The sequence below is a fragment of the Rhizobium sp. CC1099 genome (assembly GCF_029714385.1).
GTDB lineage: Bacteria > Pseudomonadota > Alphaproteobacteria > Rhizobiales > Rhizobiaceae > Rhizobium.
On record NZ_CP121641.1, the window covers coordinates 2,882,938 to 2,909,802 of the forward strand.

The window sequence follows — 26,865 nt, forward strand, 5'->3', positions numbered from 1 at the left end:
GCGGCTGGTACCCTAAATTTGCGCTCAAATTGGTATTCGACGGCTTGCAACGCGCCAGCGGCTTACAGGAGCCATGGCTCGCCGCGCAGGCGCAGGAGGACCTCCATACGATTGGCGGCGTTGAATTTGCCGAGGACGGCGGAAACCTGATGCTCGATCGTGCGCGGGGAGCGCGACAAACGCTGGGCGGCTTCCTTGTTGCTCATGCCCGCTGCGATCAAGGCGAGCACTTGTTGTTCGTGCCACGTCAAACCAAGCGGGTGACGGCGGGCCGCCCCATATGGCCCTCTGCGGGTTTTCGGCAACTGGCCCGCAACACCCAAGCGCTGCGCCTGTTTTCGCGCCAGCGCCGCAGCGGGACGCGCCTCCAACGACTCGAACGTCGTGACTGCACGGGCCAATGCCGGCCCGGCATCGGCTCCTCGAACCTGCATCAGGGCAAGCGCCGCTTCATAGGGAAGCCCTAGGCGATCCCACTCCCTTGCCGCCGCTAGCGTATTGCCGCGCAGCTCGGCGGAACGCGCTAAAGGAATCTGCGCCTTCGGCGCGGGCAGCGGTTTGGCGATACCGCATCGCTTCCACCACACTGCGAGTTCGCCGAAGTCCCAGGTACGGAAGTTATCGAGATCCATCCCGACGAGGGCATTTAATTGCTCATGGGCAGCACTGTCGTCTCCGTCAAGCCAGGCTGCTTCGGCCAGCGCCAGACGGACTGGCACGATTCGTTGCAGCTCGCCGGTCGCCAATCCCTCTTGGAGCGCCTGCTGGAGAAGCGCCAAGCTGCCGGGCTCACCCAGTCGCACGCGCACCGTTCCGAGCACAGTGAGCGCCGGCAGGTGCATGACCATCGGTAGGCGTTCGAGACTCATGACGCCCTGCGCAACGGTCTCAGCTTCGCGAAAACGGCCCTGCTCCATGCGAAGCTGCGCCTGCCGGCCGAGCAGGTATTGCGCCGCTGAATCGAGATCGTGCCTAGTGGCGAATGCGATGCCTTCGGACAACAAGCGTTCAGCCAGGACAAAGTCCTTGGACACGGCCGCGCATTCCGCGAAGTTGGTGTAGGCTCGCGCCGCATGGTCGTGAAATCCGTGCTCGAGCGCCAGCGCCAGGCTTTCCTCCAGCCGCTCGCGGCCGCCCGGACGGTCGGCGAAAAGGAGCGCGGTGCCGACATTGTTCAAAGCGTGGACGCGCGTTTCGACTTCGCCCAGTTGGTCGGCGAGTGAGATCGCGCGCAAGCCCCAATCGATCGCGTCGTCGAAGCGATAATGCAGCATGTGAAGTTGAGAGCGCGTGCTGTAGGCCATCGCGAGCTCCGAGCCAGGCGGCAATTTTTCCATTTCGCGCACCGCCTGGTCTGCGTAGTCCTCCGCCGGCTGGCCTTCGCCGCGGCGCCAGTGCAGGCGTGACAGTCTGCACAGATTAGGACCGATCTTGTCGGTGCGTCCGAGTTCGCGCCAAATCGCAATAGCACGATGATGCGCCTCAATCACCGGTTCATAGACGAGCAGGGCCAGTCCCGCCTCGTAGGCCCAGTCCTCGTAAAGTTGTGCGGCCAGCTCCGGTGTGGCTTGGGCGACGTATCTGAGAGCTGTCGCCAAATGTGAAGCCCCCTCCCGGTGGGCGCCTAGGCGCACCGCATGTGCCGCGGCTTGTGGCGCCAGTTCGAGAACGCGCGCGCCATCGTCGGCCCCGGCTGCGTGGTGTACCCGGCGTGAAAGCAGGGCAGACGCATGGGTCGTGGGGAGTTGCGATATCGCCGCCTCCACCTTTGCATGGAGCGATCTCTGAACGTTCGGCGGCAACCGGTCGAGCGTCGCCTGCCGAGCAAGTTCATGTCTAAACATCACGGCGCCTTGATCGTCTTGCCGCAACAATCCGCGCGCCACGCATTGGTCCACCAGTGCTTCGGCCTCGACACCGAGCAGAGGCCGGATGAGCCACGGTTCCACGCTGCCTGGCACAATGCTGATCACCTCAAGCACTTTGCGTTCACCCGCTGTCAGTCGAGACAGGCGCGTCCAGACGGCATCGCGTATCGAATCTGGTACACGCCCTTGCTCCGCCTCGCCGCTTGCCAGAAGTTCGGTGATGAAAAAGGGATTGCCCTCCGTAACGCGATAGAGATCGGCGGCGCGGCGGCCCGCCTGCTCAGCCAACACCGTCACCGCTTCGGGAGACAGCGGCTCAAGCGCAATGCGGGTGACCGATGCGGACGGAAGATCGCCGAGGACATGCGTCAGGGGATGATCGGCGCCGATTTCATCGCTGCGCAGACTGAGCACTAGCACGACTGGAAGCAAGGAGATGCGGCGACCGAGGTATTTTATCAGGTCAAGCGTCGCGTTGTCGGCCCAGTGGACATCCTCGAAGATGAGTACGATTGCAACACTGGCGTGCTGGAGCACATTCAACAGTGCCGGAAAGAGCCGCTCCGGCGGAGCCGCCTGATCGAGCAGTGCTGCCACACGGGGGTCAAGCAGTTGCCCAATGTCCTGCATGGGTCCGAGCGGGCACGGCGTGAAAAGCGCCTCGCACCAGCCCCATAATACCTGGCAGCCTTTGTCGGCATGCTCCGCGAACTCGCGCAGGAGAGAGGTTTTGCCGATTCCGGCTTCGCCTTCGAGCAGCACAGTGCTGCCGTGCCCCGCCGCAGCGCTCCGCATTGCGCTCAGCAACGTTTCGAGTGGACCCTCTCGATCGAGCAGCATCGCGAAACCCTCTCGTCGAGAGTATAGCAAAATAAGATTATTTTGGCACAATGAAGTCTGCGAGTTGAAGGCCGTATTTCGCCAATATTAGGTATAGGTTTTCGTTGCTTCTCCGGGACGTTAATTAATCCTATTCCGGCTGCTCGCGCGAGATGCGCGAAACCGGAGCGCGCGGAGGGCTGAGCAAACCAATTATCGCCGCTCGCGCACCTTCAGATTGCAGCAAGGACAGTTTCAAAGTCGGCGGCACGCATCAGGGGCAATTTATGCGGCTAAAAGCGCCCTATACATTGACTGCTTCAGCGGCGGAAAATCCTGCCATCTATGAGATCAGGCTGGCCATGATCAATGCCATCCCGGCTAATTCGAACGGCTCCAACCGCTCATCGAGAAATAACGCACTCAGTACGATTGCACTGACCGGCACTAGGAGCGTCACCAGGGAAGCTTGTCATGGGACCGTTTCGACGTCGGTCTGCCGAAATTCGTCATCTGTCGCCAGGATCGGCACGTCATAATATTTGGCGCAAGCGTAATGCAGACAATCGCCGAGATTGAGACCATGGCGTCCTGAGCGGTAACGGTGCGCCGCCGACAATGCAAGCCGGGTCGTCTCCATCGCCGGCGGCAGCTCGCGAACTTCGACCCCTCGCTCGTCGAGAAATTCGAGCAGCAGTGGCTCTACGGCTTGAACCGAAATGTTGAACTTGTCCGGTCGGGCAAGCCCCAGAGCAGCTTCCAGCACGGCGATCGGCGATGTCATCGGGCCTTTCGTCGAAGCGATCGCTTCTGAGACCCGCTCCGCCTCCGGTTCCTCCGATAGAAGGGCGATGATCGCGCAGGCATCGACAAACATCAGCCTTCCTCCCACATCTCATCGAAGGCCTCGCGTGGAAGCGGTTTCCTCGCTACATCATTGATGGCGATCCGATGCTTCTCCCGCAGCCGTCTCGCGGTCTGCAGCGGCGTTTCGGTATTGCGCCGGCGCTCTATCGCTTCCTTCATGGCGATGACGATCGCTTCTGTGATCGTAACCCCTGCCATTTGTGCAAACTTGCGCGTGAGAGCATCAGCTTCCGGATTATTGACATTGATTGCCATGGCGCTCACATGTAGATGGAATCAACTATTAATGTATATCAATCTATCTACATTTCAAGCGCAGGAGAGTTCAGCGGAGAGACGACAGATATGTCTAGAGCCGACTGACTATTCCGGTTGGCACTGTTTTTTCAGTTATCGGAGAAAATTCTCGCCGACGTCGCCACGGCAAGTAATTGGCGATCAGGAGCATTGACGGCCAGCACGTCGGCCGCGTTGCGCAGCCAGCGCCGAGGAGAGGTTCACTGTCCCTCGTCTTCACTGACGTCATTCGAAATATTTCGATCTCGCGTTCGAACTGCTCGTCCCCGGCCTGCGCCTGTGCAATCAGGGCCGCGAGTTCGGCTTCGGCCTTGGCCCGTTCTTCCTTGGTGAAGTAGCAGCTCCGAAGTTCGGCACGCAGTTCGTTGACTTGATCGATAGTGGTCATGTTGATCGTCTCCTTTTGATGACGTCAACGGGACCACGCGCGCACGAAGCGCGTGTCAGGGATCGCGGAACGCGACCGGCAAAGCCGGCGAGTGGGGTGCCGGTTTTGTCGGAGCGCAGGGAACCGGAGCGGAGATAAAACCGGGGGCCCACGCTCGTCCTTGACGCGGGCTGAGCAGCCGTAGAATGGGAGGGCAGAAAGAAGAGAACCCGCGACCCCGACCAGGGGTCGCGACCGTATTCCTAAGAGTTCAGCCGCATGCCGCCGGGTTCCTCCAGGCCGAGGGTGAGCCCAGCCCCGCCCCGCTGGCGGGGCCAAATTTCCGGTCATTATCTGGACCGGCTGACCTCGGTAAACGACTTGCGACGCGCTATGAACTCGCGGAGAAGGGGAAGAAAAAAGGCTTTGCTGAACCGCCCAATGGGTGGTTCGGGCTCAAGGTAAAAGGAGCGGCCGACGACATCGCTGTTGAATTCATCTAGGATGATCCAGAGCCGCAAATCTGCATTGAGGCCGGCCCGCCGCCCATGGACAAGATTATTCGCATCGGCATGGATACGTCAAAGCATGTTTTTCAGCTGCACGGCGTGGACGTCGCTGAGAAACCGGTCTTGCGCAAGAAGATGCGCCGCCAGGAGATGATCGACTTCTTCACGACCTGTCCGCCAACCGTGATCGCCATCGAAGCCTGTGGCGGTTCCCATCCCTGGGCTCGGCTGCTGACCTCGCTCGGGCATGAGGTGAAGTTGATCGCGCCGCAGCTCGTGAAGCCCTATGTCAAGCGAAGCAAGAACGACGCCGCCGACGCTGAGGCATTGTGCGAGGCGATGAGCCGCCCGACGATGCGGTTCGTGCCGGTCAAGGCAGTCGATGAGCAAGCCGCCGCCATGTTGGTCGGCGTCCGGGATCGTTTGATCCGCAACCGCACCCAACTCGCCAATGCAATCCGAGGTTACGCCGCTGAATTCGGCATTTCCGTCGCCAAGGGGCTGGCGCATATTCCCCTGCTGCTTGAACGGATACAGTCCGACGAGACCGTGCCGGAGCTGGCACGGGAATTGTTCGCGAGCCAGGCGGAGGAATACGCCCAGATGGAAGAAAAGCTTGCAGACGTGGATGCCAGGCTCATGGCATGGCAGCGAGCCGACGAACGCAGCAAACGTCTCAATGCTATTCCCGGCATCGGCCCGATCGGCGCGGCGCTTCTGATCATGAAGACACCGGCGCCAGAGATATTCCGATCCGGCCGTCAATTCGCGGCGTGGATTGGGTTGACGCCAAAGGATCACTCGACCGGCGGCAAGCTGCGACTCGGATGCATCACGCGGGCAGGCGATGAGGCATTGCGAGCGGTGCTGGTGGCCGGGGCAACGGCCGTCATTCAACATGCTCGGCGACACGGCAAGGCCTCTCCATGGCTGGCCGAAATGCTCAAGCGCAAGCCGCCGAAACTGGCAGCCGTCGCACTCGCCAACAAGATGGCGCGTATCGCCTGGAAGATCATGGTGTCCGGGGAGAGATACAACGCAAAATATGCGTCAGCCCTGATGGTTGACGCCGCATGAAGATCAGCACGACACAGAAAGTTCTAACTTACAATCCGCGTTAAGTTGCTGATGCCCGAACTTGCAAGATAGGAGCAGATGGTGTGATCGATCGATCCACGGCGTGAGACACTCCGTGCTATCCCTTGGCCTTCTACAAGGTCGTAGAGATGTTTGGAACTCACGTTGCGGAAACCATCTTGGCCAGCGTTCATGTGCGAGCGCAACAACAGGCCGGACATATGGACGCAAGCGATCGGATCAAAATCATCTCAAAATATCTTGCGAGCGGGGGGCCGTCCACATATAGGGATAGCGGATGACCGTCGCGGTCTGTATGTCGTCATAGCTGCTCACCGGCTGGCCTCGTCGGTCTCCGCATAGGCGTCGACCGCGGCCTCGAATTCGTCGAGCAACTCGCGCGGCATGGTTTCAAGCATGCCGACTGAACGGACATCGGATTGCCGCATCAGGCGTTCGTAGTCATCGATGTTGAGAAGCACGAGGCGCGGCTTGTTGCGTTGGGTGATCGTGACTGGATGGCGCAGTGCCTCGGCGATGATATCGCCAGATTTCCGGGAAAGATCACTTGTCGAATAGGAACCACCTGTGCGGGGCATGCTGGTCTCCATAGGTATTTGGTGCCGGCGATTATAGCGTGTTTATGGACACAAATCCACCATATACAGCATTGTTGTAAATGCTGTATGTTATCCGGTGTCCGCTTGCGAGGCGGCTGGTTGGCCGGGATCTCAGTCCGGTTGGGGCGGACCAGATGTTGGATACCGTCTTCGGCTCGCGTCGCACCAGAGCCGGGAAGCTCAGGTGGTCGAGCTCGACCGGGAGCCTCGTGGGACTGGATTTTTGCCTGTGTACGGAAATACTGACGCCTCAGTCGCTCGGGGCTCTACTGGACAGAAGATCCTGGATGATGCCGTCCGGCACGGATCGAAGGGCTTCGCGCGAGTAGTCGTCGAGCAACTTCCGGAGTGTGCCCGATGAGATCGGGATGAAATCATAACCTTTCGCCAGCGCTGCAGCTCGCAGGTCCGGAAAAGCCTGCAGGAAGAAGGTCTGCAGCGGCCGGTCGTAGCCGATGACGGCATCGGGATCGCTATGGCGGGAGGCGGTTTTCGTGACGGTGATCGTGTAGCGGCTCATGGGGAGGCTCCTCGGATCGGATGGGGGTGCCGTTCGCGGTTGGGCCGGCCCCGTTGCCAGGGCCGGCATTCCGGATCAGGCCGGATTGTTCCAGAGGATGACCTTGCGGTTCGGTTCGCCGCCTGGAGCGGGTGCGAGATTGCCGAAGATCACGCCGATTTCCGGTGCTTCCAGCTTGACGGAGAGGTATTCCTCGCCGGTCTGGCGGGCGATGCGGGCCCACGCGGCGCCGATTTCAAAGCCGGTCTTGCGGTGGATGACGCGGTAGTCCGGGGCTTCCTCGCTCGCCTTGTTGGCGTTCGGGATGATGGCGATCGGGGCATTGACCCGGATGGTGGCGAAGACGCCTTCGAGGGTACCGTCGGTCTTCTGCGTCAGGGTTGCGATCGTGGTGGCCATGGTATTGTCTCCTTCGGTTGCTCGGGACCATTCCCGATGGCGCCCGAAGAAGGGGCCGAGCCGCAGGCGTCACCGGAGCGCAAGCGCAGGGGAACTCCTTGCGGGTTGACGCTGATGGCGGCCGGCCCATTAAAAGGCGGCATAAAAACGGGAATGGTCCTGGATGCGGCCGATGGGCGAGACGTCTATCTGTGGCCATCCGATTCGTCCGGCCGCAGACCGCCCGCGCCCATGATGCACGGCACCGTCCGGATCAACGCCTCTTCGTCCATCTTCGCCCACAAGCGAACCTGGCATGCCACACGGCCAGACTTCAGTGCCTCACGGCGGTTTCGCTGCGCCGTCGCCTCGCCGCCCGACCACAGGGACGTCTCCGCTCAATGCCAGCCTGGCGCGGCAATCTTCGGGAACCTCGCCCTGACCAATCCCGGTCTCTGCCAAGGGTCTTCGCCGAGTCTCAACAGGGCGCGGAAGCTTCACCCGGCTTTGACCACGCGGGACAGACCGGCCTCCATCGTCGCGCGCAGGCGCTTGCCAATATCGAGGACACCATCGCCGAAATCTGTCTGGGCGCGGCAAGCTGCACATCCATCACGGCTATGAACCGATCCGCCGCCACTCATTCGGCAAAGTCGTTGAAGATCGACGGCCGTGCGATCGATGATTGCCATTATGAATGCACCACCTCGAAACGACGCATCGGCTTCTCCGCGATTGTCGTGCACAAGCTCTATTGCGGGGCGCATAGGAGCGCGAGTATGGAGCACAATCTCGCGGAGTTAGGCTGCACCGGCCGCCTAAGTGTACTTCAGTCAGACCGCAGCTCACTTCACCATCGAGAATTCGAACCTGTCCCACTGAAGAATCAACCGATACTCGTTTTTTTGGGCGAACGTGCCGTCGCGATTGCGGACAATGACGCCGCAGAAACGCCACCGCGTCGGGTAGATGGAACAGAGCATATCGCCCTCGATTTTGCTGCTCCCCTGATCGGACCATTCTCCGACGGTGATCACTGTCGTGCCGTCTGGTGCCGTCACTCGCCGATATGCCTCGCCTGTCTCGATATTGCGCCCCTGGATTTCGTGACCGAAGAGCAGAGCCCTTATCGCGCCGCCGTCGAGGCGATCTTCCGGCTTCGGGCTGAAACCCTCGGGCAGATCCGGCACACCTGCCTTACGCATACCCACGAGGACTCTTTCCAGGTCGACGTAATTCTTGAACGGGAATTCGACCGCAGCCATCAGCCCTGTGTATTCAGGTTCTTGCGCTTGGGCCAGGTAGGGCTTCAACCTCTCACGGGCGGCGGCAGCATCAGCGTGTCGATCCAGTTGCCCATAGGCGGAGATGAGCAACATCAGGCCCTGGTAATTGGACCAAAAGTCCCAATAGGAGGTTTCCTTCGATTCCGGAGCAATCTTTTCGAAGGCGACGACGGCTTCCTCGAAGCGGTCCATCGAGAAGTAGGCGAGCCCGGCAAGCAAGTAGCGCCAGCGTGACCAATCGGGATCCACACGTGTTGCGGCATCAAGGTAGCCGAGACCATCCTCGGCCCTGCCGTTAAAAATCATGGCCATACTCAGCCACTCGTAATTGGAAGGGTCGCTCGAATCGAGCGCTATGGCCCGCTCCGCGGCGGCGATCGCCTCATCGGACCTTTGCATCTGGTTCAGCTTTGCCGTGAGGAGTCTGTAATACGCCGGAGAGGGATTCTTGGCGGCCTGCGTGAAATAGGCGTCTGCCTTGCTGCGGGCTTCATCCTGCGTAAGCCCCAACACTTTCGACCGAGCCTCGGTCCAATGTGCTTCCCGATACATCCAGGCGAGTGCCGCCGCAGCATTGCCAAATGCGCGATCAAGCGCCAGAGCCCGCTCATAGTACTTTACGGCTTCCACCCAGTCCTCCGGCCTTTCCCTCAGTTCCAGTTCGCGACCGCGCAAATATGCCTCGTATGCGGCGAGGTTATTTGTTCCACCAGCGATCGATGCAACTTGATGGCTCGTGACCAGGCGAAGCTTGAGGGCGGTTGCGATCTCCCCAACCATCTTGTCCTGAAGCTCGAACACGTCGCTCCATGCCCCGTCGAGCCGCTCCGCCCAAACGTTGCCATTGGTCGTCGAGTCTATGAGTTTCGCATTGATGCGCATCTCGGCCCCGGCACGACGTACGCTGCCCTCCAGGAGGTATCGAACGCCCAATTGGGTCGAAACTTCTGATGGCAGGCTGGCCCTGTTTTTAAAGGTGAATGCAGCATTGCGCGAAATTACGAACAGGCCGGGAATGCGTGCCAGTTCCGTTGTCAAATCCTCGGTGATGCCATCGGCAAGGTAGCCCTGCTCCTTGTCATCGCTGAGGTTGTCGAAAGGCAACACGACGAGCGACGGCCGGGTGTCGACAGCAGCAACGGAGGCATTATCCTCCGCCTGCCATGGTTGCCACCATGCCAATCCCGCCAATAGAAAGACGGCGATACCCATGGCAGCTGCGGGAACAGCCCAGGCTCGCGGGGTCCTCGCTGCGCCGATGGTCCTGCGTTCCACTGCGGGGTCAAGCACCACGCGATAGACCCGGATAGGCTCGGCAATGTTCTTGACCCTCCGCTCGCCCAGCGCAAGGTAACCGACCGCAAGCTTCGATCTCACCTGGTCATAGGTGGTTCCGGATATTGCGATGCCGCCGGGTTCCGCCAGCACCTGCATGCGGTCGGCGATATTGACCCCGTCGCCGTGAATGTCCTCGCCTTCGACAATGATGTCGCCGAGATTGACGCCAATGCGGAAAACCATCCTCTGTTCGGGCGGCAGTGCTGCGTTGCGCTCGGCTTTCTCCTGTTGAAGTTCCACCGCGCAGTGCACGGCATCCACCACGCTGTGAAACTCGACGAGCACGCCGTCACCCATGGTCTTTACCAGGCGGCCGTGATGCATGGCGATCTTCCGCTCGAAGAGTTCGTGCAGGTCGGCGTGGAAGCGGACACGCGTTCCCTCTTCGTCGACCTCGCTCATTCGGCTGTAGCCGACGACATCCGCAATCAGGACTGCTGCTAGACGGCGCTCCATACCAGATCTTCCTGGGTGAGCCTCAAACAGCATATTACAGCACGTCACGTGCGGGTGCCATTATCCTTGCTTGAAGTGAACGACGGGAATTTTGGAGAAAATCATGTTTCAGTGGCAATTTCGACCTCACATAACGAGTTTGGGCGTCAAGCGCGTTATGACGGGGAAATTCGCCCCTCACCGCCAGGGGGACGCCGATCGGACGTTACGACCTGCTGATCGCCGGAAGGCGAGGGCCAGCGGGCTGGTCCTGGCCACGAGTTCAAGCATGTGGCGGGATTGCATGATCCAGGTGAGCACGAATGGGCACAGACCGCCCACTGCGAGAAAACTCAACCAACATGGCAAGCGGTTGAACTTCTTGCTTGATTTTGTCGGCGTCAATTTCCAAAAGGAGTCCCAAATGACCCTTTTTCAGGAGACACGCAGTGTCAACAGTTAGTCTAAAGGACGCAAAGGCGTCGTTCTCTCATGTTATCGATAAAGCCGCCGCTGGCGAGTTTGTAACGATCACGCGCCACGGTCGCGCCGCCGCCGTCCTCGTCAGCGTAGGAGCCGCAGAGGCAGCAAGGAAGGCACTCCGGAAGGATCGGCCTAGCCTGGTCCAGTACCTGAAGACCTTTCCGGCCGATCTCGATCTCGACGACGATGTTTTCGCCCGCAACCCGGTCTCCTCCCGCGAAGTTGATCTGTGAGCTCTCTTCTCGACACCAACGCCATTTCCATGTTCGCCCCTTCCAGGGCGAGTGCATCAGACGTCTTTGCCCATTGGATCCATGACAGAAGACAATGTGGGAGTTGGCAGGGTTCTCGCCAATCGCAGCGCATCAGTCGTCGATGCGAAACCCGACCTTCATGACCACCTGGTAGTGGCCCACCACACCGTCCTTGATGTGTCCGCGGATTTGATCGACTTCGAACCATTCAAGGTTTCTCATCGTCTTTGAGGCCCGCGAAATCGCCGTCTCGATCGCCTCCGTGACAGAGGTCTTCGAACTTCCGATCAGTTCGACCTTCTTGTAAACGTGATCGTTCATGCCATCCTCCCATTCGAATTGAAATCTCTCCGACACGGCTTCCAAGCTTGCCGTCGAGCACAGACGATCCGGGAACGGGCGCCTTTTGTCAAACGGCCCGGGATATGAGCGATTCCGGACTTGGGCAAAGCCGGACAGCTTCACGCTATGCAAGCGCGAACCAATTAATTGGTACTTATCGCAGAGCTACGGGCGCGCGGCTATCAGACGCCACAGATCAATCTATTTCACAATTCCCTTTGCTTAGATGCAAGCTCCGTGAATTGCCGTTAAAATTCCGGAGGTACGTTGGCAAATGCCACAACTGTGGCGGTTCGCCAACGGCTGTCTAGCAGAGTGCCATTTCTCAATCTGGACATTCGGCACCAGTCTCGACCCAGGCGGCGACAAGCGCGGCAAAGGTCTCCTGCGAACCTGGAGGGGCACTGCGTCCTTCCCCCGGATGCCAAGCCCAGCCGACCAGATGGTCTTCGCCCATATGGCGTATGAGGTCGGCATGCGAACGATTGCCGTTCCGGCTTGTATCTTTTACCTGCCGGCATATGTCACCCACCGTCAGCCCTTGCCAGGCCATGCTGGCCGGGGCCAATGACCAGTGTGCGTTGCCCGGAATGGATTTCATGCGGCTGCCTACGATCGGACGATTCTCCGCACCGTGGCAAGTGCTGCAGACAAGCCCAGCCGGACCCAGCGAGCTTTGGCTGGCATTCATCAACGGCACATGCTGATGCAAGTCTTCTCCCTGCGTCGGGCTGCGCGTTGCCGGATGGCAGTTTATGCAGCGCGGATGCGTCATGACACGGCTGGCTTCTTCGAAGATAGCCTTCGAGCGCGCGCTGGTCTCCGTTATCGCATCGAAATCGGAGACGGTCTTCAGCGCTCCACCATCCGATGTTTCGGCATAGCCCAATGGTCCTAAGCCGGCAACGCTCCCGATCGTAGCGACAACAGCGGCGAGCGGGATTGCGAGAAACCGCTTGGCCATGATCACACTCTCCGCAATTCGTTCTGATCGATCGGCAGCGACCGCAGCCGCTTGCCGGTTGCCGCAAAGATCGCATTGAAGAGCGAGGGTGCAACGCCGGGTGTGCCAACCTCCCCTATGCCGCCTGGTGCCTCGGAACTGGGCACGATATGCACCTCGATCTTCGGCGTCTCGTGTATTCGCAGAACGGGAGAATCGTCGAAGTTGCCCTCCACTACGGCACCGTTCTGGACCGTGATGCGTCCGTAGAGTGCAGCGCTGAGGCCGTAGATGATGCCGCTCTGTATCTGGGCTTCTACCGTGTCTGGATTGATGATCTGGCCACAGTCGACAGCGCAGATGATGCGGTCGGTCTTGAGCTTGCCATCTTCCCCTACGCTTACTTCCGAGATCATCGCGGCAAAGCTTCCGAAATCCTCCAAAAGGGCGATACCCCTTCCCTTGCCTTGGGGGAGAGTGGTCGACCAGTCCGCCTTCTCCGCCGCTAGGTCGAGGACACCTAGGAGGCGCGGCTTATGCTGAAGCAGCCGCCTGCGGTAATCGAGCGGGTCGATGCCCGCGGCGTGAGCCAGTTCGTCGACGCCGCCTTCGATTGCCGGGACGTTGCGCGTGGCACCGACGCCGCGCCAGTTGCCCGTCAACATCCCGTCCGGAGCCTCGTGGCGCACGAAGTCCGTATATTTGTTCGGGATCGCATACGGCGTCTCCGCACCAGTCATGATGTCGAGGTCTATGCCATCGCGCGTGAAGGCCGGTAGCCAACGCGCCATCACGGATGGGCCGATGACGCGATGCCGCCAGGAAACCGGCATGCCATCGGCACCCAGCGTCGCGGTGATCTTACTGTAATTTAGATAGCGGTAGCAGTCGTGGCGGATGTCTTCCTCGCGGCTCCAGGTGACCTTAACCGGGCCATCCACCTGCTTTGCGATCTTCGCCGCCAGAATGACGCCGTCGACATCGAGCCTCCGGCCGAAACCGCCACCGAGAAGGTGGTTGTGCACAACGACCTTATCCAACGGGAGGCCTGTGACGTCAGCAACCACTTGTCTTGCCCGGCCCAACACCTGGGTGCCGACCCATACGTCGCAGCTATCGTTGCGGACGTGAACCGTGCAATTCATCGGCTCCATCGCCGAATGCGTGAGGATCGGTAGGCGGTAGACGAATTCAAGGGCGGGCTTGTGTTCGGATTCCGCCTTTGCGACATCGCCTTCGTTTATGTGGGGCAAGGCGTTGCCGCCGATCGCGTCCTCCGCGCGCTTCTCGAGATCGGCCAGCGAGAGAGCACCATCGGCGCCCTGCTCCCACTCGATGGAAAGTGCTGCAAGCCCCTTGCGTGCGGCGCCAGTATTGTCGGCCACGACGGCGACTGCGTCCTCGATCCGGACGACCTGTCGGACCCCCTTGACCGCCATTGCCGGTCCATCCTTGACCGATCGCAGTTTCCCGCCGAAGTGGGGACAGATCGCTATCGCCGCATAGGACACGCCTTCCGGGCGGGCGTCGATACCGAACTTGGCGGTGCCGTTGACCTTCTCGGGGCTGTCGAGACGCCGGATGGACTGGCCGATCACTTTGAAGCTGGACGCGGATTTTAGCGGAACTTCCTGCGGAACGGGCTCTGATGCTGCAGCCTGTATCAGGCTCCCGTAGTCGGCGCGGCGGCCGCTTGCAGCGTGAACGACATGCCCGGCCTCGGCCTTGCACGTATCCACTGCAACGTTCCAACCATGCGCAGCAGCGTTTACCAGCATGATCCGGGCCGTGGCACCTGCCTTGCGCATCTGCTCGTAAACAGCGCGAATGGCAAGGGAACCGCCGGTGATCTGATCACCTATCAAAGGATTTGCATAACGTGCAGGATCAGCAGGTGCATGCTTCAGCGTGGTCTGATCGAGGCGGACTTCCAGCTCTTCGGCCAGCAGCATCGCCACCGAGGTATAGATGCCTTGCCCCATCTCCACGCAGGGCATGATGAAAACAATCTTGCCTTCCGCAGGGATGCGAATGAAGGCATTTGCTTCAAACGTCTCTGCGGCAGCACATGACGGCGACGGCCGAAGGCCGATGACCAGGCCTGCTCCGGTCAACGATGCGCCGATCAGAAAATGCCGACGCGAAACAGCAAGGTTGACTTTGTCGTGGATGGACATCGCATCACCTCGCCTTGGCAGCCAGTTTGATCGCCGCCCGAATGCGCGGATAGGTGCCGCATCGACAGATATTTCCGGCCATGACGGCATCGATGTCGTCGTCGGTGGGCGACGGATTGGCAGCAAGTAGCGCGGTGGCGGACATGATCTGTCCAGACTGACAGTAGCCACATTGAACGACATCGATGTCCAGCCAGGCCTTCTGTACCCGAGCGCCTTCGTCAGTCTCGCCAATCGCCTCGATCGTGGTAATGGGCTTGGCGGCCGCTTCGGCGACCGGCATCACACACGACCGCACGGGCACACCATCGACATGCACCGTGCAGGCTCCGCACATGGCGATGCCGCAGCCAAATTTCGTACCGGTGAGACCTATGGTGTCGCGCAGGACCCATAAAAGCGGAATATCGCCATCCACATCGACGGCGTAGTTCTTACCATTGACTGAAAGATCGTAGGACATATGAACGTCGGCTGGAAGCCGCCCCTCAACGAACATACAGCGACAGCTAAATTAGCTGAAAGCGCGGAAAGCGCAAGTTGCAATCTTGTGGCTCTACGCCGATAATGGGCGCTTTCCAGAATGACCGGAGCCGCACGGCAACCGCTGACCAAACCCTACTAACCCTGGCCAGCAGAGCAATCACCTTTACGATTCGACCAGGATCACCAAGGACTCTGGCACCACTCCATCGAAGGCCATCGCATCCGCGGCTTCCTTGCTCTGCATAGCTTTCATCATGGCGTCCATGTCCGGAACGTCCATAAGAACGGCCACCCGAGTCGGATTTTGTGGATCTACAAATGTTCGTATGTTGGTCACGCCGAGCGGACCAAAAAGCTCTTTGCGCTTCGGCGAGTCGAGCCAGTGCTTCGTGCCCTTTGTGATGTTATGGTGGCCAATGACTGTCGGCATTGCATCCTCCCTATCGTGACGGCGAAGGCCGGCATCAACCAAGAGTGCCAAGATCCATCCCCGTCGAGCCACGGAGCGCCGTTTTGGTTGGACTGTCAATTATTTCGTTAAGGGCGCGCGGAAGAACGATTCGGAGAGGGCGTTTCTTCCGGACGGTTCGACCTCAATGAACCAGGATCGCGGTCACGCGGCTGTGGCTATTGACATGTGACATGCGCAAACAGCCGCAGTGGCCCGATAGGTCGGTATGTTTTGATCGCGTTAGCGTGGACACGCATGATCCGCCAAAATGGAGCCGAGCTCGCGGCGGGCGCAGACCATGCGAAACAGCAAATCCCTCGCGAAGCGACCGGCATTCACGATGATCGCGACTGCTGCCATCGGACATGCCGACGGTGGTCTCTTGCGCTTCCCGGTAATAGCCCTCGCTCACCCGAAACCGTCCATCGATGCGTTTGCACTGGACGATGACGTCGATGGCGATCTCTATCAGTCGTCTGTATCAGAAGCGACGACGGACTAAGGCTGGCGCAAGACGGAATTTAGTGGTGGCGTTGCATATAGATCAGGCCGCCCAGGATAACGATCCCGACCAGTGGCAGGGCAATGTAGATGATGTTGAACAGGTTACTTTGGTCGAACACATCATCTCCTTTGAGCTTCAAAATGAAGCCTTCGCCATAGATATGGGCCAGAATCGTGGCAATTAAATAGCCAAAGAAACCGAAGCCGGTCGCGATGGTCACAACGTCGCGCTGTGCCAAGAGTGCCACAATCGGCGAAAAGAGCCCTGCGAACAAGATACTACCGGAAATCGTATTGCACCAGGAAGCGTGGTGTTTCAAGGTCTCATTCCATCGCAACAGTTCGGTTTTCGTGGTGAATTGCTGCTCGTCCTCGGTGTCCGTCATGTGCCTTTCCTCATGATGGCTCGGCTATAGCGGTTACTGGTTAAAACGTCAGGAAGCCGGCGTCGGAATTTTTGCGCTCCGTCTCGACGATCTCGGCAAACTCAGCTTCCTCCTTCGCGATCCGAGCGCCCTCGGTTTCCGCCAGACGCTTCGAGATGTTGTCAGGATCGCGCACGTCGTCGCGATAGCCGCGGACATCCTCGACCGTGCCTTCAAACACTACCTTGGGATTCTGTTTCCTGATCGCAATTGGTTTCGAGACCCGCGGTGCTCCATGACGGAGCGGCCAGAGCCTCTCTCCGACCACCTCAACCATCACGAGCTTACCTCACCCTCTGCCTCACAATCCTGCGGCCCCCACAAGCTGACCATTTCTGACCGGCTTTCACAACGGCGACGCCGCTCCCGGGCGCTTGCGCGTCCCGGTAATAGACCTCGCTCACCCGAAACCGTCCATCGATGCGTTTGCACTGGACGATGACATCGATGGCAATCATCAACAGCGCACGGATATCATGCCTGTCGAGGTCCCTGCCGCCTTCCGATTCCTTGACCAGCAATGTCAGCTGTTCGAAGGCGAGCTGCGCGGAGTCGGCATGCACTGTCGTGATCGAACCTGGGTGCCCCGAATTGACATTGCGGATGTAATAGAATGCCGTTCCGTCTCGCAGTTCCTGTAGTAGAATTCGGTCCGGCCGCATGCGCAGGCTAGATTCCAGCAGGTCCTTGGCGCCGATCTTCGCCAGGCCCTGACCTCCTTTGGAATAAAAGAGACGAACGTGGTTCGATTGCGGGATGACCAGCTCGGGCGTGTCCTCGATCGAAATGATCCGCTCGCTTGACGGAATATGACGGATCAGCGCCTTCGACAAGGTCGTTTTGCCGGAGCCCGTTGCGCCGGAAATGATGATGTTCTTTCTCGCTTGGACGGCTTCGCGGAGAAACGCCTTGTAGGACCTGCTCCTGTAGAACCCCAAAAGCTTGCAGCCCGACGCGTTGCCGTCTCTTTCGGCTTTCACGCCATCGTCGAACAGGCCGCCGTCATCGAGATCGTCGAGGCTTAGCGAAACGGATGACGGCTTTCGGATCGTAACGCTGACCGTTCCCTTCGTCGTTGCCGGTGGGATCACGATCTGGATTCGCTCATCGTCTGGCAGGGTGGCCGACAGGATCGGCCGTGTTTCATCGATCGCTTGATTGGAATAGCTTGCGACAGCGCGTGCGAGACGCATCAGCTTGTCGAACGATAGCTCCGGCAGATCGTGGGTCTGCCATCCGGCCGTCCCCTCGGTCACCACCTGACCTGGCCAGTTGATGATGATCTCGTAAAGCGACATGTCGCGCAGAAAGACGGAGATTGGCGCAAGAAGCTCGCGCACGACACCGCAATCTGTTCCCTCCGACATCGGCGCACCTATTTGGTGACCGGAGAGGAAGCCGGCCTGAAATCCCCGAAAATGGCGCGGTCATAGATCCTGTTGCGAGGCTCCGTCACGCGAAGCCGGTAAACGCCAGAGAAATCAAGATCCCGCGCCACGAAGATTAAGACCAGGTCGCCCTGGTGTTTCAGAAGCGTCGGCGGGATACTGATCGACTGTTCCACCGCGATCGCCGCGGCCTGCTGGCCGGCGCTCGTGGTATCCTGCGCCTCGACATCGCCTTCCTGCAGCCGGCTGCTCGCGTAGGAGGTCGCATCGCCGACGATCGACAGCAGGATCGCGCTGCCGAAGCGCTCCCACCAGTGGGTGTCGACAAAGCCGTCCATGCCGGCACGTCCGAGATTATCGGTTGCAGGCGACGCGAGCGTAAAGATCACGCCCTTCGGCGTCTTGGCACGGCTCCACAGAACAAACAGGCGTTTCTGACCGCGGCGAAGACCGCCGCGATATTCGCCAACGATCTGGGTACCCTTTTCCATCAGCACGACGCGGCCATTGTCCGACAGCACATCGCGGTTGATGACGCAGCTTGCAAAGCCCGGCTGGTCCGAGGAAAGCGCTGTTTCGAGCACGCAAGGGATGGACGTTCCCATGGCGACGATGAAATCGCGATTTCCAAGCATGCCGGCGCGCGAGCCCTGCAATTGCGTCGGCGTCAGCATCCTGTTGAACCGCTGGTCTTCGTTTTCCGCCTGCGAACCGAGAGCGCCGGGATTAGCGTCGAACGGAAAGTCGTTCGATGGAGCATCCGAACTCTGGTTCTGCCGGTCGGTAGCTGGCGCCTTATCGCCGCCATAAGCGATCACCGGCGCGCGGCGGGCAGCGTCGAGGAGCTTATCCTCCTCAGCCGGCGCCTCCTCGGTCACCACAGGCGTTGGCAGCTGCGCCTCCGCCGGCATCAGTGGCTGAACCGGTTCCCTGGCGGGCTCGAAATCCGACGTCTGGCGGATAACGACGCGCTCGGGGTGGGTTCCTTCTGGCGGTTTGTTCTGACCGCGCATCGACCAGAGCGCAAAAGCGACGAAGGCAACGATCGCAACGGCAACTGCGCCGCGTTTCAGGATCGGGCTGTTGTCGAGCCGGCGCCGCCCGGTCGATGTTTCGGCGCGCTCTCCAGGGATCGGTGTGTTGTCTTCCGCAGCCATGACACTTTCCTATTGCGCGATAGCGGGTTGCGTCTTGACGACACGCTCGACGGACGGTGACGTCGTGTTGGTCTCAGGGTTGATGCCGACACGATCGTAGGCCTCGTTGAACACGCACAGCACATCCCCTCCCCGCCGCAGAATGAACTTGTGGCTGATGGCATGAACCAGCACCAGATTGCCGTCGACGGATTTTGGAACCAGGCCCTCGGTGCCGTCGGAGTTTTCCATGTAGATCGCCGGCATTTCCTGATTGCCGGCAAAGGCGAAAGTGGTGACTTTGCCGTTGTCATAGACGGCCTGCGGTTCGAGTGACACGGAACCTTGCGCCGAATAGCGCCAGTTTCGCGGCCCATAGACCTCGTGGAGCGCGAGCACCTGGTCCGCCCGACCGGCCTCAGAAGCCTGGGCACGGGCGGCGGCCTCCTGACGGCGCCGTTCCGCCTCATCGGCCGGGTAGCGGTACTTCACGTAAAAATAGGTGTTCTGTCCGGCTTCGACCGTTCCGTCCCGCACCGTCAGTTCCATCTGATAGCTGCGGGTCGATCCGTCGCGCCTGGCCGTCACAACAGAGATATTGGTCACCGGCTGATGTTCCCGCGGCTTCAGGAACAGGATGTTGCCGGCCGGCGCCACCTCCCATGCAACGCTATTGCCAAGCGCGACATGGGCAATCTCCTCGTCGGCGGCAAACTCGATCTGGACCGACGACCGCAACGTCCCGACGATCCGCGTGATGTTGTAGGGCTGATAATCGACGAAGCGGATACGGCTGTCCTTTGATGCGCCGCGGGGAATTTCCAGGGCAACCGCCGTCGATGAAAGACCAAAGCTCAGAACAGAGGCGATCAGCAATATCTGTTTCAATCGACGGCCTCCGGATCGGCGCGATATTCGCTGACGGCAAAGCCCAGGGGATTGACCAGCCGGTCGGTGGAGGACATCGGCGCGTTGACATAGGAAAAGGTGAGCGTTGCGACCCAGTGCATGGTGCGCACGTCGTCTCCGCGGGTGTTCGTGCGCATGTAGCGCACGGAGGCCACGTTGGCATTGATCAGGGAGATGGAAACAATGCTGATGCGCGCCGTCGCGCTGCGACCGTAGATATTCTGCGGAGATTGCGGATTGCTGCCGCGGTAGACAGTCGCAAAACGCGTCTGCTCCGGCTGCGTGGAGAGCAAGGCAACGATCCGAAAATTCTCCTCGGCCTCGCTCCAGACATAGCCTTCTCTCGCGCGCACATACTTGGCAGCGAAATATTTGGTGACGGCCTCATCATAGCTCCCGGCGGCCGACGTCAATGCGGAGACGACGTCGACGATACCGGTGGAGTTGTCGACGCGGACCACGAAGGGCTCGACCGTTTTCAACGGGATGAGCCCGGCAATGGCGAAGACGGAGACGACGGCCACGATGCCGGCACAACCAGCGACGAACCAGGCGATGCGGGCGGAACGCTCCACCTGGATCAGCCGATCCTGATCGAACCGGCGCGCCTTGTCGAAGTAGATCTTCAGATTATCCGGCGTCACCATGTCACTTGCCCTTGCACGGACGGTAAGAACCTTCGACATCGAAATGCGCAAAGGCGGCTGGCGTGGCCGAGGCCGGTTGCTGCGCGTAGAAGGCGGCATGGCTTGCCGGGGCGGACGCAGGCTGCTTCAGCTTGCCATCGTCCTCCCGTTGCCACATGGCCCGGTTCAGGGGCCGGCGGAAGTAGCCGTCACATTTGGGAAGCGGGTGTGTCATCGAGCTGCAGGCGGGAAGTGCCCCGGCGATGAGAAACAATGAAACGATGCGAAGCATGCGCACACAACCTGTCCGTTTCTTGAGGAGAGCGGACGTCATTTTTCCCCTCCCGGTCTGAGACGGCGCGAAACCGGGCGGGCTCCTCGCCCGATCGCTCTTGCCGAATGCGAGGCTGCCCAGGCAATCGTGCTTTCGTGAGCGTCGCGAGCAGCGCCGTAGCCGTAGGTCAAGGATGCCCCGCCCGCGGCGAGAGCCGACGCAATACCGGGCAGCTGATAGAAGACGTAAAGCGCTGCAAGGCAGATGGCGCAGAGCGCGATCGGGCGCATCAGCACGTCGGAATAGCTTTCGATCGCCGTGAAGGTCGTGTCGACGCAGGTGATCAACAACGAACCGATGGCAACGACCAGGACCTGGAGGATGACGAAATTGGCAAGCTGCGCAATCCAGGACTCGGTGAAGCGGCGAGTGGGCTGGAACATTGCAAGCGCAATGAAGATCGGGCCAATCGCAAGCACGATGGCAAGGGCCAGCCGCGCATAGAGGGAAACGATGTAACCGATCGCCGCGACAATAAAGCTCGCGCCAATGACCATCATCCCGCCGATGCCGGTGACGATGTCGACCGGCCAGGACGCGCGGGCCCAGATTTCCTGGGCGCCCTTCTGACCCTTGTCGAGCAGGCTGTCGAACGTAGAGGCGCTCGGCGCGGTGCCCGAGTTCAGCGCCTCGGAAATCTCTTTGGGCAGCGTCTCGAAGAACAGACCGGTGACGTAGGTCTGGTACTCGCTGGCGTTCCTTACCAGCATGACGATGATTGCAAGCTTCATTGCCCGAAACGCAAACTCGAGGATGGGCTCCTGGACGGAACCGCGCAGCACAAGATAGCCGTAAAGCACGACGTAGAGCGTCAGCGCCGCGGTGAGCGGGCCACTCACCCAGGCGGCGATGTTTGCGGTGCCCGACGAGATGAACGTCTCCAGGGGCGACTTGAACTGCCCGTCCACGAAACTGAAGACCTGATACATCTCTTAGCCTCCGGGTGACTTGCGAATCCGAAGAAGCTGCAGTCCTGCCGCCTCTGTAGTGTTGGGCGTGTCAGCATGTCTGATCGGATAGTTCCAGCACCCGGCCATGACGTTGGCTAGCAAGGCCCCATCACCCGCATACGTCTGGCCGGCGCAAACCGGCTGGGCGGACGCGATCACTGCAGGAAGGGCATGTTTCATTTGAGCGCCGCTCCCATTGCGTCCATGCGCTTGCGCCAATCCTCCGCCTTTCGCTGGTCATCGACCTGCACCTGCGCCTGCTGGACCATCTGCAAACCCTGCATGCGCAGCAGGTCGGTTTGAAGAAACGCCGTTTCGGCCTGCAGCCGTGCCTGAAGATCGGCGACGTCCTTGGCATCGGCGGCGCTGGAGATCTGCTGGCGCAGCTGATCGATGCCCTCGATGCGCGTGGTGGCTGCATCATAGATCTGTTGGCCAAGGCTCATCTGCCCTGCATTCTGGTTCTGGACGCGCGACAATTCCTGGGCGTAGAAATCATTGGCGTCGGTGCGATAGGTCGAGTTGCTCCCAAGGAATTTCGAAGCGGAGTTGCCGAAGACGCCGGTACCCGACCCCTTGAACAGGCCTTCGACGGCACTGAAGTCGCGTGGCAGTGCCTTGCGGATCGAAGGGTCGTTCAGCAGGCTTGCGACATCTGCCATGTTGGTGATCTTGTTCAACGACCCATAAAGCTGCTCGGCTTGCTGGAGCTGCTGGTTCAGCGTGTCGAGCTGAGACTTCAGCTGTGTGATGCTCTCGATCTGCTTTACGATCGCCGTCCGGTCGATGACCGGAATGCCCTGTGCGGATGCCATTGCGGCCGACAGCAAGGCAGCTGCCGCCATAAGAGCAAACCCTGCGCTTTTTCTTTGCATCATCCCGCTCTCCTTCTTTGCCGGAATACCGCCAGCCAGTCGTCTCGCCGGTCACCGACCTCCGCCCTGATCGCCTCGGCGAGTTCCACGTTGGCGGTGCGGCCGGACAATATGTCGAGCTCGTCATCGAAGCCTTTGAGGTCCAGTTCTGCGACGACGCTGTTGTGTCCCTGTTTGACGATGAAGCGGCGGCTTTCGGCCGACAGTTCGCGAGCGACAAGCTCGAACTCCCGTTCGGTGAGTTTGAAACCATCGACGTAGTCGGCACGATCGCCACGCGGATTGGGAAGGAAGATCTGCGTCGGGCACTGCTCGATGATCGTGTGGGCGATCGGCGAGACAATGGCATCGCGCGGGCTTTGGGTCGCAAACAGCATGAGCCCGTTCTGTTTGCGGATCGTCTTGAGCTTGTTCTCGGCGAGGTCGCGAAAACCTTCGTCCTGCAAGGCCTTCCAGAATTCATCGATCACGATGATGATGCGGCGCCCGTCGATCAGCTGCTCGATGCGGAAGAAGAGATAGGCCATCAACGGTGTGCGGATTTCCTCGTTGTCGAGGAAATCTGTCATGTCGTATCCGATGAATTTGGCGCCGATCCCGATCTCGTCGGCCTCGTTGTCGAATACCCAGCCAAGCGGCCCTCCCCTTTCCCACCGCCGTAACCGCGAGGCGATACCCTCCGGGTCGGTGTTGTTGAGGAAAGTGCGCAAGGCGCCGATGGACCGGCGTTCGACCGGCAGGTCCGCCAGGCCGTCGACGGCCAAGGCGATGTCGCGCAGCTCCGTGACCGTCAGCTCGCGTTTCGCCGATCCGACGAGCTTGCCGATCCACCGTGTGAGAAACGCCTTGTTTTGTGCAGTCAGCTCAAGTGCCTTCAGCGGCGCGCAGCCGGTGGCAACGCCATTCCTCACCGGCAGGTAAGCGCCACCCGCCGCCCGGACGAAAAGGTCCGACCCACGATCCTTGTCGAAAAAGACCATATGCGGATCGTGCTTTTCGAGTTGGGAGAGCATGAAGTTCAAAAGTACGGTCTTGCCGGCGCCCGAGGGACCGCAGATGAAGGTGTTGCCAAGGTCGCGGTGGTGGAAGTTGAAGTAGAAGGGCGAGCCGGACGCGGTCTTCAGCAGGGCAACGGCTGGTCCCCATTCATTTCCGTCTTTCTGCCCGGTTGGATAGGAATGGAAAGGCGAAAGTGCTGCAAAATTCCGGGATGTGATGGCGCCAGACCGCGCGCGGTAGCGAAAGTTGCCGGGCAGTTGTGCCCACCAGGCCGCTTCAAGCCCGAGATCCTCGCGCGCGACGACCGCGCCGCCATTGGTAAGGTGCGAGCGGGCCTCCGCCAGATCGTCAGTGAGCGCTTTGACTGAGGAAGCGAAGACTGAAAGAGTGAGGTGATGCTCGCCGAGTACGAAGCGGTTGGATTCGAGATCGTCCATCGCAGCGTCGAGTTCTTCGACCTGGGACGCCGCCTTGTCGCCGGCACTGACCATCTGGTTCTGCTTGCGCCCCATGATGCTGCGCGCATCCGCTTTCGAGGTGAAGGCGAAGGATTGTGCGAGGATGAGCTCGAACGGGGCCGTCAGGATGCCGTCGAGCATGCCGCTGCGGGTCGCTGCCGGATATTCCTTGAACCCAAACATCCCGGCATAGCGGCTTTCGGCCTCGTGACGGATCTCGATGGTCTCGCGGCCGAAAATCACCCGATCCGAATAGATCGCCGATGAAATCCTTCCTTCAGTCAACGCAATGGGCTCGCGCCGGCCACCCATGATTTGGTGAAGGACTTCGCTCGGTTCGGAAAACAGGATGCCGTCCTGCTCGTAGAGGGACAGCACGCGAGGCTCGAAGCGTTTCAGGCCTGCGGTGATGTCGGATAGCTTGCTGCGCAGGTGCTTTAGCGCAGTTTCGTCGAGCTCGACATCGCTCCGGCGTGCCCTGCGCAGCCGGGAAAGAAGGTTCACGGCCCTTTCGGCGGGATCGCGTGCGGGATGCCAGACCAGTGAAAGATAGAGATCGTTGCGAAACAGATCCTCACCGATCATGCGCGCGCGATATCTTGAATTCAGTGCATCGCAGAAAGGATTGGCGAATTGTCCTTCCGGATAGCCGTTGTCGCGACGGCGAATGACATGCGTCCAAAGTGCGAGGCGCTCATCGGCGATATTCCGGTAGAGCGTGTTGAGGTTGCGGTGCAGGCTGTTGAGGTCGATGACGTCCGCTGTTTCAAAGGAGACGCCTTCGAGCGCGATCATCACCATCAGCGCTCTGGTACCGAGCCCGATCGTCGTCTCGTCGATATGGCGCACATAAGGAATAAAGGTCTCCGGCCCGAGTTCGCGGGATCGAAGCGTTGCGTTCCTAGGCAAGGCTTAGGTCCCTTTCGTCATAGTGTCTGGTGAGCTTGAGCGGCGAGAGCGTGGCCCCGCCCCAATAGGAGGTGTTGCGCGATCGACCGCGGGTCTCCATCCAAGAAACCAGGATCCGGAACATGTTATGGTCGTGCTTGACGAGCGTTTGGAACAGAAAATGGAAGACGACGCCGACAAGCGCATAGGCAATCGATCCCGCCGTGATGTAGAGGATCGTCGTCAGCATGATGTTCAAGCCCATCGCCTCCATCGTCACACCGGCAATCATCGCCGGCCGGGTGCAGGCCAGGAACAGGGTGTCTTCTTCGATGTCGCGAGCTGTCGCCATGTCGCTCAGCTCCCGACAATGGTGTTCACCAGTTCGGTGGCACCGAAGATCCCCCCGATGCCGATGATCCAGTAGCCGGCACGGCGCAGATCCATGTAGCCGAACATCCAGGCAATGCAGATGATGATGACGGCGATGACCGCAAGCAGGCGGGCGATGTTGCCGGTCAGCATATCGACGATATTCTGCAGGACGGTTTCGATGCCTGCGGCCTGGGCGAAGGCCGGTTCGACCATGCACGCAACGATGGCTGCGGCCATCAAGGCAGAGGCAGCGATAGGGCGAAGACTGGATTTTGAAGTCATTCACTTTGCTCCGATCGATCATTCTGAAACACGAGAACCGAGGACCGCCGCCGGGAATTGAAGACGTCCCATGGGGCGGTCTCATCGACTTGGGGAAGGCGTTTTGCGACCGCTGACACATCCTGAATGTCTGCGGGCTTCTCGAAGCGAGCTTCAATGCGCGGCTCGGCAATGGAAAGCGATGCCAGTTTGGGGGACAGCCGGACCATTTCCTGGCGGACCTGCTCGTTATATCGGACCAGTTTGCCCAGCGACGGATCGTCTCGACCGTAATGAGACTGAAGCATGATGTTTTCCGCTTGCGCCGCATCGGCGCCTGCGCGCAAGGCAAGGCGATAATACCCATTGAGAAGAGTGGCGGTGGCCTTGAGGTTCATGCAGGGATCGAACGCATCCGATATGGAAAGCTTCAGCTTGTGCAGTTCCTCCAAGCCGAGACCGCCAAGACCGATCTGGATGTCCTGGTGAGCCGCAACGAGGGAAGTGGCGAGCTCAATTGCCTCCGCCTTCGATGCCGGCCGATCCGAAAGCGGCGGGCCACTGTTGATGCGGATGGCATAGGGATAGAAACGGCTCTCCAGGCTAACTACTGCAGCAATCGTCTCGATCGCAATGTTGGGAGCGCATGCCTGCGCAAGATCGACGAAGGCGACTGGCATTGCTTAGTACCACACCCTTTGGTTTCCGATCCCGTCAATGGTGACGTCGACGTAGTGCGGCTTCGCGCGCATATGCGGCTGCATTGTCACGTAGCGCCGGCACTGTCGCTGCCCGTCATTCCAGTGCCAGGCGGATGAATGAACTCCGCGCTCGCTGTCTGAGTAGCATTCATTGTTTGAGACAGTCTGCGGTGTGGTCGAGATGCAGCTTACCTGCCGTCCGCGATCACTGTATCGCGTCGTTAAGCGGTAGCCTTTGTCGCAATAGTAAGGGGCGTACCCGGGTGCAGACGCCGTAAAACCATGGCCGTTGCAGCTCGGGAATGCGTTCCCCTTTGCAAGTTCTCGCCACAGCTTCTCAATCGGCGGGCGGCATTCGGTAAATTGCGTTGCGCCGCCGGGATTGGAAAGGCATAGGATAACCTCGCATCCCCAATCATCTGCCCGCGCATAACTCCCTGAAATGAGATATGATGGCGAGGCATTGAGAAGAGCCACGAACGTCCTGATCAGAAGGTTTTTCATGAGCCGTCCCTCCGC

At 59.9% G+C, this 26,865-nt stretch carries 30 protein-coding genes and 2 pseudogenes; 3 read left to right on the plus strand and 29 right to left on the minus strand.

The window, feature by feature from the left end; all coding sequences use genetic code 11:
• Positions 1-62: 62 nt before the first annotated feature.
• The 6 genes and pseudogenes from QA644_RS14530 to QA644_RS14555 all read right to left on the minus strand — a co-directional run.
• Positions 63-2,708 (minus strand): LuxR family transcriptional regulator, encoded by a 2,646-nt coding sequence (locus QA644_RS14530; protein WP_283069175.1) that lies wholly within the window; start codon positions 2,706-2,708, stop codon positions 63-65.
• Positions 2,709-3,007: 299 nt separating this feature from the next.
• Positions 3,008-3,156: pseudogene (locus tag QA644_RS14535) on the minus strand (EamA family transporter); the annotation flags it as partial.
• A 3-nt stretch (positions 3,157-3,159) separates the two neighbouring features.
• Positions 3,160-3,564, minus strand: a complete 405-nt coding sequence (locus QA644_RS14540) for a type II toxin-antitoxin system VapC family toxin (RefSeq protein ID WP_283069177.1) — start codon at positions 3,562-3,564, stop codon at positions 3,160-3,162.
• Positions 3,564-3,809, minus strand: a complete 246-nt coding sequence (locus tag QA644_RS14545; RefSeq protein ID WP_283069179.1) for a type II toxin-antitoxin system VapB family antitoxin — start codon at positions 3,807-3,809, stop codon at positions 3,564-3,566. The genes QA644_RS14540 and QA644_RS14545 overlap by 1 nt, the downstream gene beginning before the upstream one ends.
• A gap of 94 nt (positions 3,810-3,903) precedes the next feature.
• On the minus strand, positions 3,904-4,239 hold the full coding sequence (locus tag QA644_RS14550) for a hypothetical protein (protein ID WP_283069181.1): 336 nt from the start codon (positions 4,237-4,239) through the stop codon (positions 3,904-3,906).
• A 329-nt stretch (positions 4,240-4,568) separates the two neighbouring features.
• Positions 4,569-4,763: pseudogene (locus QA644_RS14555) on the minus strand (hypothetical protein); the annotation flags it as partial.
• A gap of 3 nt (positions 4,764-4,766) precedes the next feature.
• On the opposite strand from QA644_RS14555, the gene QA644_RS14560 reads away from it, so the two are divergent.
• On the plus strand, positions 4,767-5,804 hold the full coding sequence (locus QA644_RS14560; RefSeq protein WP_283069183.1) for an IS110 family transposase: 1,038 nt from the start codon (positions 4,767-4,769) through the stop codon (positions 5,802-5,804).
• A gap of 332 nt (positions 5,805-6,136) precedes the next feature.
• Here QA644_RS14560 and QA644_RS14565 read toward each other — a convergent pair whose 3' ends face one another.
• From QA644_RS14565 to QA644_RS14580, 4 genes are all read right to left on the minus strand, one after another.
• Positions 6,137-6,403, minus strand: a complete 267-nt coding sequence (locus tag QA644_RS14565) for a type II toxin-antitoxin system prevent-host-death family antitoxin (RefSeq protein ID WP_074069438.1) — start codon at positions 6,401-6,403, stop codon at positions 6,137-6,139.
• Positions 6,404-6,674: 271 nt separating this feature from the next.
• Complete coding sequence (locus QA644_RS14570) at positions 6,675-6,944, minus strand: hypothetical protein (RefSeq protein ID WP_283069185.1); 270 nt, start codon at positions 6,942-6,944, stop codon at positions 6,675-6,677.
• A gap of 75 nt (positions 6,945-7,019) precedes the next feature.
• Positions 7,020-7,343, minus strand: a complete 324-nt coding sequence (locus QA644_RS14575; RefSeq protein WP_028740169.1) for a DUF736 family protein — start codon at positions 7,341-7,343, stop codon at positions 7,020-7,022.
• A gap of 824 nt (positions 7,344-8,167) precedes the next feature.
• On the minus strand, positions 8,168-10,402 hold the full coding sequence (locus tag QA644_RS14580) for an adenylate/guanylate cyclase domain-containing protein (protein ID WP_283069188.1): 2,235 nt from the start codon (positions 10,400-10,402) through the stop codon (positions 8,168-8,170).
• Between the two features lie 428 nt (positions 10,403-10,830).
• On the opposite strand from QA644_RS14580, the gene QA644_RS14585 reads away from it, so the two are divergent.
• On the plus strand, positions 10,831-11,097 hold the full coding sequence (locus tag QA644_RS14585; RefSeq protein WP_283069190.1) for a type II toxin-antitoxin system prevent-host-death family antitoxin: 267 nt from the start codon (positions 10,831-10,833) through the stop codon (positions 11,095-11,097).
• 132 nt (positions 11,098-11,229) lie between these two features.
• Here the strand turns inward: QA644_RS14585 and QA644_RS14590 are convergent, their stop codons facing one another.
• The 5 genes from QA644_RS14590 to QA644_RS14610 form a co-directional block, all read right to left on the minus strand.
• Entirely contained in the window at positions 11,230-11,439 is a 210-nt protein-coding gene (locus tag QA644_RS14590; RefSeq protein ID WP_239597476.1) for a dodecin, read from the minus strand.
• Positions 11,440-11,785: 346 nt separating this feature from the next.
• Complete coding sequence (locus QA644_RS14595; RefSeq protein WP_239597474.1) at positions 11,786-12,424, minus strand: Isoquinoline 1-oxidoreductase subunit; 639 nt, start codon at positions 12,422-12,424, stop codon at positions 11,786-11,788.
• 2 nt (positions 12,425-12,426) lie between these two features.
• The gene (locus tag QA644_RS14600) at positions 12,427-14,580 is read right to left on the minus strand and encodes a molybdopterin cofactor-binding domain-containing protein (protein ID WP_283069194.1); all 2,154 of its coding nucleotides are present in this window, start codon (positions 14,578-14,580) and stop codon (positions 12,427-12,429) included.
• A 4-nt stretch (positions 14,581-14,584) separates the two neighbouring features.
• The gene (locus QA644_RS14605) at positions 14,585-15,043 is read right to left on the minus strand and encodes a (2Fe-2S)-binding protein (protein ID WP_183928679.1); all 459 of its coding nucleotides are present in this window, start codon (positions 15,041-15,043) and stop codon (positions 14,585-14,587) included.
• Positions 15,044-15,229: 186 nt separating this feature from the next.
• Positions 15,230-15,496, minus strand: a complete 267-nt coding sequence (locus QA644_RS14610) for a hypothetical protein (protein WP_283069197.1) — start codon at positions 15,494-15,496, stop codon at positions 15,230-15,232.
• Between the two features lie 319 nt (positions 15,497-15,815).
• On the opposite strand from QA644_RS14610, the gene QA644_RS14615 reads away from it, so the two are divergent.
• Complete coding sequence (locus QA644_RS14615) at positions 15,816-16,019, plus strand: hypothetical protein (RefSeq protein WP_283069199.1); 204 nt, start codon at positions 15,816-15,818, stop codon at positions 16,017-16,019.
• A 19-nt stretch (positions 16,020-16,038) separates the two neighbouring features.
• Here QA644_RS14615 and QA644_RS14620 read toward each other — a convergent pair whose 3' ends face one another.
• From QA644_RS14620 to QA644_RS14685, 14 genes are all read right to left on the minus strand, one after another.
• A complete protein-coding gene (locus QA644_RS14620) occupies positions 16,039-16,407 on the minus strand; it encodes a hypothetical protein (RefSeq protein ID WP_283069200.1) in 369 nt (122 codons plus the stop codon).
• Between the two features lie 40 nt (positions 16,408-16,447).
• Positions 16,448-16,627, minus strand: coding sequence for a hypothetical protein (locus QA644_RS14625; protein WP_283069201.1), 180 nt, complete (start codon positions 16,625-16,627; stop codon positions 16,448-16,450).
• 103 nt (positions 16,628-16,730) lie between these two features.
• A complete protein-coding gene (virB11, locus tag QA644_RS14630) occupies positions 16,731-17,813 on the minus strand; it encodes a P-type DNA transfer ATPase VirB11 (RefSeq protein ID WP_283069203.1) in 1,083 nt (360 codons plus the stop codon).
• Between the two features lie 8 nt (positions 17,814-17,821).
• Positions 17,822-18,991, minus strand: coding sequence for a type IV secretion system protein VirB10 (gene virB10, locus QA644_RS14635; RefSeq protein ID WP_283069204.1), 1,170 nt, complete (start codon positions 18,989-18,991; stop codon positions 17,822-17,824).
• A gap of 9 nt (positions 18,992-19,000) precedes the next feature.
• Entirely contained in the window at positions 19,001-19,858 is an 858-nt protein-coding gene (gene virB9 / locus QA644_RS14640; RefSeq protein ID WP_283069205.1) for a P-type conjugative transfer protein VirB9, read from the minus strand.
• Entirely contained in the window at positions 19,855-20,526 is a 672-nt protein-coding gene (locus QA644_RS14645; protein ID WP_283072389.1) for a virB8 family protein, read from the minus strand. The genes virB9 and QA644_RS14645 overlap by 4 nt, the downstream gene beginning before the upstream one ends.
• A 1-nt stretch (position 20,527) precedes the next feature.
• The gene (locus QA644_RS14650) at positions 20,528-20,797 is read right to left on the minus strand and encodes a hypothetical protein (protein ID WP_283072390.1); all 270 of its coding nucleotides are present in this window, start codon (positions 20,795-20,797) and stop codon (positions 20,528-20,530) included.
• 38 nt (positions 20,798-20,835) lie between these two features.
• Positions 20,836-21,768, minus strand: a complete 933-nt coding sequence (locus QA644_RS14655; RefSeq protein ID WP_283069206.1) for a type IV secretion system protein — start codon at positions 21,766-21,768, stop codon at positions 20,836-20,838.
• A 197-nt stretch (positions 21,769-21,965) separates the two neighbouring features.
• Entirely contained in the window at positions 21,966-22,664 is a 699-nt protein-coding gene (gene virB5, locus QA644_RS14660) for a P-type DNA transfer protein VirB5 (RefSeq protein ID WP_283072391.1), read from the minus strand.
• On the minus strand, positions 22,664-25,030 hold the full coding sequence (locus QA644_RS14665) for a VirB4 family type IV secretion system protein (RefSeq protein ID WP_283069207.1): 2,367 nt from the start codon (positions 25,028-25,030) through the stop codon (positions 22,664-22,666). The genes virB5 and QA644_RS14665 overlap by 1 nt, the downstream gene beginning before the upstream one ends.
• Positions 25,023-25,361 (minus strand): type IV secretion system protein VirB3, encoded by a 339-nt coding sequence (locus QA644_RS14670; RefSeq protein WP_283069208.1) that lies wholly within the window; start codon positions 25,359-25,361, stop codon positions 25,023-25,025. Before QA644_RS14670 ends, QA644_RS14665 begins: the two co-directional genes overlap by 8 nt.
• A 5-nt stretch (positions 25,362-25,366) precedes the next feature.
• Positions 25,367-25,666: a TrbC/VirB2 family protein gene (locus tag QA644_RS14675; protein ID WP_239597443.1), complete on the minus strand. Its 300-nt coding sequence runs from the start codon at positions 25,664-25,666 to the stop codon at positions 25,367-25,369.
• Complete coding sequence (locus QA644_RS14680) at positions 25,663-26,325, minus strand: transglycosylase SLT domain-containing protein (protein ID WP_283069209.1); 663 nt, start codon at positions 26,323-26,325, stop codon at positions 25,663-25,665. The genes QA644_RS14675 and QA644_RS14680 overlap by 4 nt, the downstream gene beginning before the upstream one ends.
• 3 nt (positions 26,326-26,328) lie before the next feature.
• Complete coding sequence (locus tag QA644_RS14685; protein ID WP_283069210.1) at positions 26,329-26,850, minus strand: hypothetical protein; 522 nt, start codon at positions 26,848-26,850, stop codon at positions 26,329-26,331.
• Between the last annotated feature and the right edge of the window lie 15 nt (positions 26,851-26,865).